7 protein-coding genes are annotated in these 13,767 nt (G+C 60.0%); 5 read left to right on the forward strand and 2 right to left on the reverse strand.

From position 1 onward, the window contains the following. The first annotated feature begins 46 nt into the window (after positions 1–46). Complete coding sequence (locus HUU46_05405; protein ID NUM53061.1) at positions 47–1,378, forward strand: PQQ-like beta-propeller repeat protein; 1,332 nt, start codon at positions 47–49, stop codon at positions 1,376–1,378. A gap of 18 nt (positions 1,379–1,396) precedes the next feature. Here HUU46_05405 and HUU46_05410 read toward each other — a convergent pair whose 3' ends face one another. Together HUU46_05410 and HUU46_05415 are read right to left on the reverse strand one after the other, a co-directional pair. After that, a complete protein-coding gene (locus tag HUU46_05410; GenBank protein ID NUM53062.1) occupies positions 1,397–3,826 on the reverse strand; it encodes a hypothetical protein in 2,430 nt (809 codons plus the stop codon). 323 nt (positions 3,827–4,149) lie between these two features. Next, positions 4,150–6,675 (reverse strand): leucine--tRNA ligase, encoded by a 2,526-nt coding sequence (locus HUU46_05415; GenBank protein ID NUM53063.1) that lies wholly within the window; start codon positions 6,673–6,675, stop codon positions 4,150–4,152. Positions 6,676–7,084: 409 nt separating this feature from the next. Here HUU46_05415 and HUU46_05420 point away from each other — a divergent pair, with 409 nt between their 5' ends. The 4 genes from HUU46_05420 (at position 7,085) to HUU46_05435 (ending at position 13,749) form a co-directional block, all read left to right on the forward strand. Continuing rightward, a complete protein-coding gene (locus HUU46_05420; GenBank protein NUM53064.1) occupies positions 7,085–9,247 on the forward strand; it encodes a serine/threonine protein kinase in 2,163 nt (720 codons plus the stop codon). Between the two features lie 136 nt (positions 9,248–9,383). Beyond that, positions 9,384–11,465 (forward strand): hypothetical protein, encoded by a 2,082-nt coding sequence (locus tag HUU46_05425; GenBank protein NUM53065.1) that lies wholly within the window; start codon positions 9,384–9,386, stop codon positions 11,463–11,465. Continuing rightward, on the forward strand, positions 11,462–13,306 hold the full coding sequence (locus HUU46_05430; protein NUM53066.1) for a sigma 54-interacting transcriptional regulator: 1,845 nt from the start codon (positions 11,462–11,464) through the stop codon (positions 13,304–13,306). Before HUU46_05425 ends, HUU46_05430 begins: the two co-directional genes overlap by 4 nt. Positions 13,307–13,608: 302 nt before the next feature. Next, on the forward strand, positions 13,609–13,749 hold the full coding sequence (locus HUU46_05435; protein ID NUM53067.1) for a hypothetical protein: 141 nt from the start codon (positions 13,609–13,611) through the stop codon (positions 13,747–13,749). Positions 13,750–13,767 lie beyond the last annotated feature (18 nt).

A 13,767-nucleotide genomic window follows, 5' to 3' on the forward strand; every position in this document is an offset into this window, starting at 1 on the left:
CGCCGCAAGGCAACGTTGTCACAACTACGAAATGGGATTCTCCGTCATGGCTGTACTTCGCGTTCTTTCGTATTTTTGTTTGGGATCGATCGCACTTGCCGGCGCCGGCAGCGCGCAGGAAAACTGGCCGCAGTGGCGCGGCCCCGATGGAAACGGCGTAAGCACCGCCACCGGGCTGCCGGTCACGTGGAGCGAAACCGAAAACATTAACTGGAAGACGCCATTGCCGTCATGGAGCGGCAGTACGCCCATCGTGTGGGGCGACAAGGTGTTTGTCGTCTCCCCGTCCGAGACAACAAACAATGCGGAAGCGTCCGGGCGCGGACGCTTTTCGGACCCTGGCGGCGACACGTTGCTGCTGCTCTGCCTCGCGAAGGGCGATGGAAAGATTCTCTGGGAACGCGAACTGGATAAAGGAAACACGATCGGCCGGAAGGGAAACAGCACGTCACCCTCTCCGGTCACCGACGGCACGCACATCTGGGCGGTAACGGGGACCGGATCGGTCACCGCGCTTTCCATGGACGGGACGGTCGTCTGGTCGAAGAACATCCAGAAGGAGTTCGGGCCGTTCGGACTTAACTTCGGTTACGGGTCGTCGCCCGTGCTTCACGACGGAAAACTGTTCGCTCAAGTCCTGCATGGTTACAGGACCGACGATCCGTCGTATGCCGTCGCGTTTGACGCGCTCACCGGAAAACTGCTGTGGCGCGTCGAGCGGCCCACCGACGCGCTGAGCGAGACCCCCGATGCATACAACACGCCGGCGTTGTTGAAGGTCGGCGGAAACACGCAACTCGTTCTATGCGGTGGCGGTTTTGTTTCCGCGCACGATCCGATCGACGGAAAGGAAATCTGGCGGGCGAGCGGACTCGATCCCGACCGCAACGAATACTATCGGACGATTGCGTCCGCCGTCGCTGTCGATGGCATGGTGTATGCCCCGACGCGTCAACGGCCCTTGCTCGCCGTGCGCGGCGACGGTATAGGTGATGTTACGACTAGCCACCTCGCGTGGAAGTGGGACCAACCGTATGGCACCGACGTGCCCACGCCTGCCTGCGACGGAAAGTTCTTCTACATGGTGGATGACAAAGGCGTCGCGACCTGTATCGACGCGAAATCGGGGGCCATCATATGGGGCCCCGAACACACCGTGCGCGGGCCGTTCAGCGCGTCGCCGGTGCTGGCCGACGGCAAGCTGTACGCAACCAACGAAGCGGGCGTTACGGTGGTCTTGTCGGCGGGAAGGGAGTTCAAGATTCTCGCGACCAACACGCTGCCCGGCGAAGACCATACGCTGTCGTCGTTGGCGGTGTCGGGATCGCAGCTTTTCCTGCGTACGCCGTCATACCTCTACTGCATTGGAAAGAACTGACGATAGGGAAAGCCGGGTTTACGTGGCCTGCACGGCGTTCACGCCACGCGACAATCCAACGAGCGTTAGCGTGGCGATAACGTAGAGGCAGAGCGCGAGGTACAGGACGAAGCTGAAACCGTATGCCATCGACAGAATGGTCGTCAGCGTCGAGCCAATCACCGAGAAGAACCCGTTCACGGCCCAGCCCCATGCGATGTACTCATCCTTGTGATCGGTCAACGCGGCGACCGCGCGAAGTCCGAGCGGCATGAACGCGCCGAGCGCGAGCGCGAGCGGCGCCAGCATTGCCGTGCAGAGTCCGATGCGCACCGCCAATGGCCAACCGATCGCTGTGTCCGTTACGCGAGGCAGGCCGAATCGATAGAATGCAACGGACGCCGCAACCACAGTCAATAGCACCGCCGCGAACCGCACAACGCTCCCGTGGAATCGGCTCGAAACAAGGCTGCCGATGCCGGCGAATGTGAGCATCGACGTCAGGGTCACGGTGAGCGAATAGGTCGGGTAACCCAGCAGCAGCGTCAGCTTCTGTATCAGACTGATTTCGATGGCCATGAACCCAAGGCCGAGCATCGAAAAGTAAATCGCGGACATCCCCTTGCGCGGTAGCTTGCGCCACGCCGCCCGGACAAACACGAATGGCAGGAGCAGCGCCGCGAATGCGAACAGCGTGCACAGCGCCAACGTAAACAATAGGACGCGTTCGCCGGCGGCGTACTCGAAATCTTCTTCGACCGAGATTGAAAAATTGTGCCGCATTTGTTCGAGAACATCGCGGAACCGGGCGAAGTGCCAGAAGAAGGGCGCATCGTCGAATACCGGACCGACATCGTACTCGTGCGACGCGTACCACGACGCCAGTTGCTCGTACGGCATCGAAATGATCCGACTGACCGGCCCGTCGTTCGCCGCCCGGCCCCATGCAAACTCGAGCGTCGCGCCATCGAGTTTCGGTACGGCCTCGCCGAGCGTGTCCAGTTCATCCGGAGTATACGAAGACTTCTTGAGCAGTATCACGGAAATTGGCAGCAGGCCCGGGGCGCGCACAACGACGACATGCTTCTCGAAATCGTCAATGCCGATCCGGCGGAACGCCTCGCGCGCCGTAGACACATAACTTGCGGTGCGGTTCGGCCGGCGCGCGTAGTCCCATTCGCCTAGTTCCATGCAGATGATTCCGTCGTTTGCGAGATGCGCCATGCTTTCCACGAGCATTTCAACGGTGTACAGATAACTTTCGCTCAGCACAAACGCGCTCGACGTCGCGGCGTTCGTAGCCGAGTAACTGTCCGGGCTGACGAAGTTGATGATGTCGAACGTTTCGGTGCTGCGGGTGAGGTACGATCGGCCCTCGCCGTTCACGTATCGCACGCTTGGGTACGCGTACAGCCGGCCGGTGTAATCGGCGAACGTGTCCCGCACGAGCGAATACGTTACGGGGTTTATCTCGACGCCGGTTATCGAACCCGCGCCGTAGTACAGCGCGGCGAGAATTTCGTGTCCGCCCGCCGCACCGACGATGAGCTCTTTCGCGTGGGGCGGCGCCAATATAAATGGCAAGCGCCGTGCATCCGTCTCAAAGCGAGAGACGGTCGCAAAGTCGCCATCGAATCGCTGCAACGTCGAGCCGATCAGCGCGTCGTGAAGCAAGACCTTAAACGGAGCGCTCCGATCCGGATTATCGACAACGTCGATCCGGAAGAACGGGCCCCACTCGGAGAATACCGGGGGCGGCGCATCGGGATTGTCCGTGCGAAGATGCTTGGATCCATCGACGACGATCTCCGGGGCCACGCCGGGCAAGAAACCAATTGCCAACCCCAGGACGCACACCAAACCTGATGCGGCCGCGTGCATTCGTCCCTCGCGAAGGGAGGCGCGAAAGCCCGCTGCGGTCAATGCAGAACCGCTCAGCATAATGCTCGATATCGGCCCAAACGCCGCGATGAGGGGAATCGCAACGGCACAACCGAACGCCGCGCCGGTTAGATCGGCGAAGTACAGCGCGTTGACCGAACCGGCGTTGCGCCCCAGCAACGACGATACGACGACACCAACCGCGAAAAAGGCCGAGAACAGCGCGCCGCAGACGAGCGCCAACTTCAACGGTTCCGAGTATGTGTTCGGGAGGTCGAAGGTATTGATCGGAATACGCGCGACGACGGCGTATCCGGCGACGACGCAAAGCCCGCCGAAAAGGCTTGCGCGAGACAAGAGTCGGTCGAGCGAAATACGCCGCAGCGCCGGCAGCAGCGCGACCGCTACCCCCGCCGCGCCGAGACCCAGCAGGGCTATCCCAATCACGAGGTACGTGAAGAAGTAGAAGAACTTGAATGAAAAGACGCGCGTATAGCTGACTTCCAACAGCAGTCCGGCGAAACAAATCAGAAAAATCTCGGCGTAATAACGTCGGTGCTTCAGATCTTTCGTTGGGTCGGAGGACACAGAACGCCCCTGCCAGTTACCGTGACGACTTCATCCGCGTTGACACAGCCGCACAAAAAATCGCACCCACGGGCGTTTACCTGGCCCACAAGTGCGATGAATTGACAAGATGGCGGGAGCGACGAGACTCGAACTCGCGACCTCTGCCGTGACAGAGGTTTCCGAACCGAAAGAAGTTAGCACACAGCGGATTGCGGTGTCAAACGCGCGTCGGCTGATCATTCCGGCACGGACGGCAGACGGCGCGAATTGCGATCGGCTGAAGTGGTCCTACAGTGTAGGCAATGGATGGTCGTACGTCGAATGGCTGTGTTTCGCTTGTCCTATTTGACGACGAACCCGGCGAGTTTTCCGGGCACGAAGATTTCTTTGACGATAGACTTCCCATCGAGGTGCGCGGCGACCTTCGCATCTGCCTTTGCCGCGGCGAAAATATCGTCTTTGGCCGCGTTCGCCGGCACGACGACCACGCCGCGCAACTTGCCGTTCACCTGGACGGGAATCTCGATCGTGTCCTCGACGAGCAGCGATTCGTTATACGCGGGCCACGGTTCGTACGCAATCGACCCCGAGTGTCCGAGCCGCTCCCACAACTCTTCGCACAGGTGCGGCGCAAACGGGGCGAGAATGAGCACGTACTTCTCGATGTCCGCCTTGGATAGAGCGTCCGCCTTCGAGGCGACGTTCAGATACTCCATCATGCGGGAGATCGAAGTATTAAACTGTAGATTGTCGACGTCCTGGGAAACCGCCTTGATCGCGTGGTGCAGCGCCTTTTCCGCGGCGGCGTCACTCGCGCGATCGACGATACGTGGCTGTAACGAGCCGTCCTCCGAGACAATCAGCGCCCACACCCGGCGCAGGAACCGGTTGACGCCGTGAAGGCCCTCTTCCGTCCACGGCTTGTCGCGGTCAAGCGGCCCCATGAACATCTCGTACAGGCGCAGCGAATCCGCCCCTTGTTCGTCAACCACCTTATCGGGGTTCACCACGTTGTACCGCGACTTGCTCATCTTCTCGACTTGTGTCGCGACCGGCGTGTTCGTTTCCTTGACGAACCATTCGCTGCCGCGTTTTTCCACTTGCTCGGGGTAGTAATACTTGCCGTTCTCGTCGCGATACGAAAACGCCTGAATCTTTCCGGGATTGAACAGGCGCAGGAACGGTTCCTTCGTGGAAACGTACCCCGCGTCGTAGAGGACCTTGTGCCAGAAGCGCGAGTAGAGAAGGTGGAGCACGGCGTGTTCGGTGCCGCCGACGTAAAGGTCGACGGGCATCCAATATCGCTCCGCCTCTTTCGACCACGCCTCGGTGTCGTTCTGCGCATCGACGAAGCGCAGGTAGTACCAGCACGAGCCGGCCCATTGCGGCATGGTATTCGTCTCACGCACCGCGGGCTTGCCGGTGATGGGATCGGTCGTATTCACCCAATTCTTTGCGCGCGCAAGCGGCGGTTGGCCGTCGGCGGTGGGCTTGTATTCGTCCAATTCCGGCAATGCAACCGGAAGGTCTTTCATGGGCACCGCGCGCTGCGTGCCGTCTTCGAGGGTAATGATCGGAATCGGCTCACCCCAGTACCGCTGGCGCGAAAACAGCCAATCACGCAGGCGGTAATTCACGGTTGCCTTGCCGACGTTTCGTTTTTCCAGCCAAGCGGAGATTTTTCGCTTCGCATCGGGAACGGCAAGGCCGTTGATGATACCCGAATTCACGAGAACGCCATCGCCAACGTATGCCTCTTTCTTGATATCGCCGCCGCTGACGACTTCGACGATCGGCAGTCCAAACTTCGTCGCAAACTCGTAATCGCGCGTATCGTGCGCGGGCACCGCCATGATCGCGCCATACCCGTATTCGGCGAGCACATAGTCCGCCGTCCAAATAGGAACGCGTTCATTGTCCACCGGATTGATCGCATATGCTCCTGTGAACACGCCCGTCTTCTCGCGCTCCGCCGCCATGCGATCCTGCGCGCTGCGTTTCGATGCGGCGCTCACGTACGCTTCCACCGCCGCACGCTGTTCGGGCGTCGCAATTTCAAGCGTTAACGGATGCTCGGGCGCAAGAACGCAATACGTCGCGCCAAACAACGTGTCCGGGCGCGTCGTGAAGATCATGAACGTCCGGTTCGAGCCGGCCACCTGAAACACGACGTCCGCGCCTTCGCTCTTGCCGATCCATTCCCGCTGCATTGTTTTCACGCTCTCGGGCCAATCGACCTCGTCGAGGTCCGCGATGAGCTGCTCCGCATAGGCCGTGATCTTCAACATCCACTGGCGCATCATGCGTTTCTCGACCGGGTCGCCCGTCTCGACGTACTTGCCGTCCTTGACTTCCTCGTTGGCGAGCACCGTGCCGACCGCCGGGCACCAGTTCACCGGCGCTTCGGTCTGGTATGCGAGACCGCGCTCGAACAGTACTTCAAAAATCCATTGGGTCCACTTGTAGTACTTGGGGTCCGTCGTGTCGATTTCCCGGTCCCAATCGTAGGACAAGCCGAGCAGTTGCAGTTGGCGCCGGAACGTGTCGCAGTTCTTGCGCGTGATTGACGAGGGGTGCTCACCGGTACGCATCGCATGACGCTCGGCGGGAAGGCCGAATGCGTCCCAACCCATCGGGTGCAACACGTTGAAGCCCTTCATGCGCTTCACGCGCGCGATGATGTCCGTGGCCACGTAGCCCAGCGGATGCCCGACGTGGAGGCCGTCGCCGCTCGGATACGGGAACATGTCAAGGATGTAATACTTCGGCTTGGCACGGTCTATCTCGGAGCGGAACGTCTTGTGCTTCGCCCAATACGACTGCCACTTCTGCTCGATGGCCTTGTGGTCATACGAACCGCTCGACATCACGCAACTGCCTCCGAAAAACCAACGGGAAAACAAAAAAACTACTATACCATGCGAGGTGTGTGCCCGGCGACTTTGCCCCAGCGGGTTTTGGAACGATGTGGCTCTCTGCCGTCACGGTAAGAATCGGCGTTTCCGTCACCGCAGGTGATGGACAAACTCGTTGAAATCGTGCGCGGGCCGCTCGCGTAAGACGGCCTCATCACAGCACGCGCAAGAGTAAATGTTGAATCTTCTTGCGGATACTGCGCAAATTGGGCAAAATGGAAGCTCGGGAGTCTTGGGGGGTGCGTGAACGCCGCACCCATACGGTAGCGAGCGGCATGTGTCTGTACTAACGGCCCTAGAACCTGGCGCAGCACTTGGCAAATATGTAATCCTCCGCGAGCTTGGGCGCGGCGGTATGGGTGTGGTGTATCTATCGGAGGACACTACACTTTCGCGTGATGTTGCGCTGAAGGTCCTCTATCCGTCGCTGAGCACCGATACCGTGTTCATTGACCGCTTCAAGTCAGAGGCCCGTATTGTGGCCACCATCCTCCATCCCAACATTGTTCGCATCAACAGCCTTGAGACCATTGACCATAATCTCGCCATCGATATGGAGTTCGTCGCGGGGCCATCCCTCGGCCACACAATGGCTCACGAGGTATTTAGTCCGCTGCTCGCCGTACAGATAGCGCGCGATGTACTTGACGGACTTGCCGTTTGCCACGACCTTGGTGTGGTGCATCGGGATATCAAGCCAAACAACATCCTGCTGAGTCCGCAAGGCCGGGCCAAACTGGCGGACTTCGGGCTGGCGACGGCGTATGCCACCCATCTGGAAACCTCGATTTACCGTCTTACGTCCTCAGAGTTCTTCATGGGGACACCACGATTTGCGCCTCCGGAAGCGTGGGAAGGGGGCCATCCCCAACCGGATTGGGACCTGTATTCACTCGGGCTGGTGCTCTACGAAGGGCTCAGCGGGAAACCGGTGTATGACGGGACAACTCCGCTGGCCATCGTCAAACAGCTAATGTCGACTTCGGTCGCGCCGTTGCGAGACGTTGTGCCAAGCGTTTCCAAAGAACTTGGACAGTTCATCGATCGGCTCATTTCTCGCGATCAGTCGAAGCGATATAAAGACGCAGCCGCGGCGCTCGCGGACCTGCGCGCCGTGCCCGAGTTTTCCCAGACTGCGGGGGACGATGCGCCCACGATTCGTACGGCAGTTCGCAGTGTCCAGCGGAAGACCTCCTTTAAGCGTAGGGTGCGGGTAACGAAGAGGGCGATTGCCTGGACGGCTGGCGCCGTGGCGCTTGCGCTGGTATCGAGCATCGCAACGTGGACATTGCTGGAGCCGCCTGCCTCCCAGGACTCCATGACGGCGACGCCCGGGACTGTTGGGCCGGTCATCACGCAACAGGAAATCTGCCAGACCAGGTTGCCGACCGTCGAGGACATACTGTCGCATCCGAAATCGGCCGCGGGATCGGAATCCCGCGTTTTCAATGCGCGCTACTTTCAGGTTGCCGGCGAAGAGGTTGACGCTGTAGATCGAACGGAGCGTTGGCTCATCGGCGCTGCCGGCGAATCGGGATCGCGGCGAGTCATTGCCTTCTCCGATAAACTCGTGTTGTCGGGGGAACTCAGGGAGTCGGCGCCAGGCAACGTGGCATTTACGGGCAACTGGGCGTCATACCAGTATGATTCAGGAGCAGGGTTCCAAGAGGGGACCGCGGAAGGCCGAGGCGCGTGGATGGCCGCGGGCAATGCGCTGAATATGTCGTTGCGGCTGGATAACCGGCGCCGCCACATCGTCGAAGACTACACGGTTTCCGTAGCGCTTGCGGACGACTGGCGGACGGAATCCGAGTTTACGTACGGCATTGAGAATGCCTCGCTGCTCCAGCCGCTTCTGTTCACCGAACTTGCCCCCAGGCCGGAGTCGTGGGCGGAGACTGTCATCGATCTGCTGCCGAGCGTGTGGAACGCCCGCTGCATGGTGCCCATGCTGGGTAAGAACATGCCCGTCAATGTCGACGGAAAGCTCGACGAGGAAGTTTGGACGCGCTCGTATTTCGACGCCAAGGGCCGCATTGGATCGATACGCGGATTCCCGCTGTCCCTCCCTGCCGAATTTAGCGCGCGCGTCACGGCGGACCACGTGCTCATTGGGATGTCAATCGACCGCCCGGTTTCCCAGCGTTGGGGCGTCCACATCGCGGTGATGCCGGTCCTCCCCAGTCCGCTCGGCAAACAGGAATTTATGAAAGTATTTGCCGCATCGGACGGGAGCCGAAGCGCGAGTTTTTACAGGGAAGGCGTTGAGCGCCCCTGGGAGGGCGAGCCGTGGCAGGTGGAACTGTACTCCGGCGATCGCGGTGTATCGTGTGAGGTGGCGATCAACCTTGGTGGTCTGGCGCCGGGCGTCATACCGGACAAGAATGTCGTGTGGCGAATCAACGCGTGCATCACCGAGGGGGCCGATGACACGCAAGAAAACGTGGTCGCGGCATGGGGCTTTCCGGATATGGAGGCGGTCGAACATGGAGCGCTTCTGCGATTTGAGGAAAATGTCTTATAGCGGTCCACGTAGACGGCTGTTTCGGCCCAATCACCGGCGCGTCATTGGAGGCTGCGTTGCGGTTTCCGCGTTGCTCGCCTGTGCCGCGGCGGCGCAGGAGAACGCGACAATAGCCCCCTCGTCGATGCCCTCGTCGATGACCGTACTTGGCGATAAGATATTCTCTGCGGCCGATGACGGAATCCACGGCGCGGAACTCTGGATTACCGACGGTGAACCTGGAGGCGCGCGCCTGCTAAAGGACATCTGGCCGGGCGTGCGCGGAAGCGAGCCGTCGCAGTTCCATGTGTTTGGGAATCGCCTGCTGTTTGCCGCCAACTCCCCGGAAAACGAAGCGGCGATCAGTGAGAGCGGGTCCGAACTCTGGATTACGGATGGCACGTTGGAAGGAACGCGGCTCGTCAAGGACATCAATTCGGGGGGAGGCGCAAGCGATATCAAGTGGATGGTCAATGCCGGGGGCGTAGCGTACTTTCAAGCGGACGGTGGAGGGAGTGGGGCCGAGTTGTGGCGCACCGACGGGACCAGGGCCGGTACGGTTATGGTAAAGGATATCAACCCGGGGACCATTGGCTCGGATTGTGCAAAAGGGTCCGCAGAGACTCTGCCGAATGGTCAGATCATATTTGTCGCGTATTACGAAGGGATGATCGGACTGTTCGTTTCTGACGGCACCGGCGCCGGCACGCAATTGCTTATGACGGTCAATGACGGTACTCATATCGAGACGGCGCTGGGGGGTCGTGTCTTATTCGTCACTGCTCCGGAGGAATTCGGTTCCGAGTTATGGGAAACGGACGGTACACTCCCAGGGACACGCCTGGTGAAGGATATCTATCCCGGTCCCATCGGCTCCAACCCGGGTAGATTGACGCTGGTTGATGGGGTCTGCTGGTTTGCGGCGCGCGATCCGGATCACGGCGAGGAACTCTGGCGCACGGATGGAACATCCGAAGGAACTCAACTGGTCAATGACCTGGTCCCGGATCTCAGCGATTCGAAACCGTACTCGCTTACACCCGCCGACGGCTACGTGTTCTTCGTTGCGGTCGCGCCGCAATTGGGCAGAGAACTCTGGCGAACCGACGGGACCCCGGAGGGAACTATTCTGCTGAAGGACATCTATCCCGGTCCCGCCGAATCCGAACCATACGCGCTGTGCGCGGCGGGGGACCGTCTGTTTTTCACTGCGAAAGATCCCGAAAATGGCGAAGAACTTTGGCTCTCGGACGGTACGCCGGAGGGCACGCGCCTCGTCAAGGACATCAATCCGGAGTCGCATCAGGGGACCCCGCTCAGCAGTTTTCCCGATAAGACGGTTGCGATCGGCGACAAAGTCTTCTTCCGCGCGACGACGGAACGTGAAGGCTGCGAATTGTGGCGCAGCGACGGCACAGAGGCGGGAACAATCCTCCTCGATGACATCTGGTACAGTTTCGTTGCAAACCCGTCGTCGTCGCCCCATGAGCTCACCGCGATGAACAACGAGCTCTACTTTGTGGCGTCGGATATCGAGCACGGGAACGAACTGTTTCGCACGAAAGGCGCCGGCTCGAGCGCGGAACTGGTCCTGGATATTTTCCCGGGCATAGCCAGTTCGGACCCTCACGATCTTACGCCCGTCGGCAATGTCTTGTACTTTGGCGCGGACGATGGGACCAATGGAGACGAATTGTGGCGCAGCGACGGCACCCCGGGCGGCACTGCCCTTGTGCAGGACTTTGCGCTCGGACGGGCGCACGCACATCCACATGAGATCGTCGCGTTCGGCCGGGGCATTTGCTTCGTTGCCTGGTCGGAGCAGACAGGGTCGGAGTTGTGTTTCAGCGATGGCAAGGGAATTTCGGTGGTCCACGATATTGCCGCGGGCCCTGCCTCTTCGAATCCCAGGGAACTGGTTGTGATTGGATCGCACCTCTACTTTGCCGCAAACGACGGTGTTCACGGAGATGAACTCTGGGTGACCGACGGGACCTTCCCGAACACGCGTATGGTGTATGACCTGTTGCCCAAGGCAAGTTTCGGTTCGATACCATCGAACCTCGCGCCGGTCGAACAAGTACTGTTCTTTTCCGCAAATAACGGGGCAACCGGTACGGAGTTGTGGAGTGTGCAGCCGATCGGAGAAATTCCGCGCCTCGTTGCGGATGTCGCCCGGCCCAGGGCCCTGATACGATCAGTTGCGGGCGGCAAGTCGAAGGAGTATGACCGCAAGTGAGCGTGGACTACGTGCTGCAAATCGCCTCCGGAACAAACGTCGGCAAGACGTGGCGGCTCGACCGTGAGCCCGCGGTCATCGGCCGGAGTGCCGAGTGCACGATCCGAATCGTCGATTCGACCATTTCCCGGCGGCACTGCGAGGTTTGGGTAGACGACGACGGTCCGCACATAAAAGACCTTGGCAGCAGCAATGACACATTGGTGAACGGGGCGCCGGTGTCCGAAACCCTGTTGAGGGATGGCGATGAAATCCAGTTGGGCGCGTATTCCCTTAGGATGGTCGAAGTCAATCAAACGACACCGATGCCGGAAGGAAACGCGTCGGACGTTTCGACGCCCGCTACAGTCGCGCTTTCCGAGGGGTTCTTCATTCAGGACGCGCCGGAAAAGAACCACACGCAATCGGCCACCCCGCAACTTTCCCAGTTCCGGGGTTTGCTCCACAGCCATCGCGAATTCGCGCGGTGCACGAATGTCGCGGACCTGATTGCGTCACTCTCGCGAATTCTCGATCAGCGGTTTCAGCCGGAAGCATGGTGGCTCGTGCGCGTTCTGGGTCCGGATCGAAAACCCGTGCCCCATCCACTCTCGACCGCCACGTCGGCTGACACCTTGCCCGCCGGCGACATCCAGAAAGCCCTGGCCAGTAAGTGCGGCTTCCTCATGCCCCGGCGGCGCATGCTCGGCGGCAAACCGAGTATCGAAACCACGATCATCGCCCCCCTCATAGTGGCCGACGATCAAATCGGCGCGCTCGCGCTTCGCGCGGGCACGCCGCACCGCGTGTACGACGAATCCGACCTCGAGTACTTCCTCGGCCTCGCACACTCGTTTGCCCCGTACCTGTGCGCCGCGGAACAAATGGAACAGCTTCGCCGCGACATGGAGCGGCTGCGTCGTCAGGGAGCGGCGGACACGTCACTCATCGGCGACAGCGCGGCGATGAAGAAGGTGAGGGAACTCGTAGGCCGCGCAGGCAAAATGGACCTCCCCGTCCTTCTCCTGGGCGAGACCGGCACCGGTAAAGAGGCTGCCGCCCGTATGGTCCACGACCTGAGCGGCCGCGCCAATCGCCCGTACGTAATCGTGAACGCCGCCGCCATTCCGCGCGAGTTGTTCGAGAGCGAAATGTTCGGATACGAAAAGGGGGCGTTCACCGGCGCGACCCGCCAAAAGGTGGGCTATTTTGAAGAGGCGCACACCGGCACGCTCTTTCTCGACGAGATTGGCGATCTTGCCGTCGAGCACCAGGCGCGAATACTGCGCGTGATCGAATCCGGAAAGTTCAACCGCGTCGGTGGAACGCGGGAAATTGGCGTTGACGTTCGAATCGTGAGCGCGACCAACCGTGAACTGGCGGGCAAGGAGCACGCTCAAGAATTCCGGCAGGACTTGTACCACCGCTTGAGCGGATTCGTAATATCCATGCCACCGCTTCGCGATAGGAAATCGGACATTCCGGCACTCGTCGAGCACTTCCTGAGGCGTGCCCAACCGGCAGGGCCGGGCGGCAAACTGACCGTCGCACCAAGCGTTCTCGAAAAGCTCGCAACCTACAGTTGGCCGGGTAACGTCCGCGAACTCCGGTCCTGCGTCGAACGTGCAGTCGCCTTGGCGCAAACCGACGTCATCGAACCCGAGGACGTCATGTTGCCAACCGAGGGTAAACGCGACCCCGACTCGTCGTCCCACCTCCTCACGCTAGCCGATGCGGAAAAACACCATATCCAGCGCATTCTGAAGCGTCACAAAGGCAATATACGAAGCGCGGCCCAGGCGCTTAAGATATCGCGGGTGACACTGTATAAGAAGATCAACGACTACGGCATCGACGTCTGACGTCCGGCAGCCGTTCCCGCGAAGCGAGATGAACCCTCTCGCGATCATCGTGTTCAGGAACTTTACATAGACGTGTAAAGTTTCTGAACTTGGCTCTCCGAATTGCCCTGCTCCCGAATTGTTTTGGCGACTTCTATACATTCATAAGTCATTATATGAAAATGAATTACGCGCTGAACACCCATCTCCGCGCAGCTTGGCATATGAAATGCTTATTCTGCGAGTGAAGAGGGGAAGGGGGATGGGTCGATATGTTGAATAGCTTTTCTGAACAAGTGGTCAACTCTGGAGATCGTTTGTCGATGGGTTTGGACAGTTTCCGGCTCGAGTATGCCAGGCGCGTTCTCGCTCTGATGGAGCGGGACTACGAGCGCGCCGCGGTGGCATTGGATATGCCGGACGACGAACTCAAGGCGTTGGTCGGCAGCGGGAGTGCGGAATAGTGCTGTTGCACAGGCGGT

Source organism: Candidatus Hydrogenedentota bacterium, assembly GCA_013359265.1.
Taxonomy (GTDB): domain Bacteria; phylum Hydrogenedentota; class Hydrogenedentia; order Hydrogenedentales; family SLHB01; genus JABWCD01.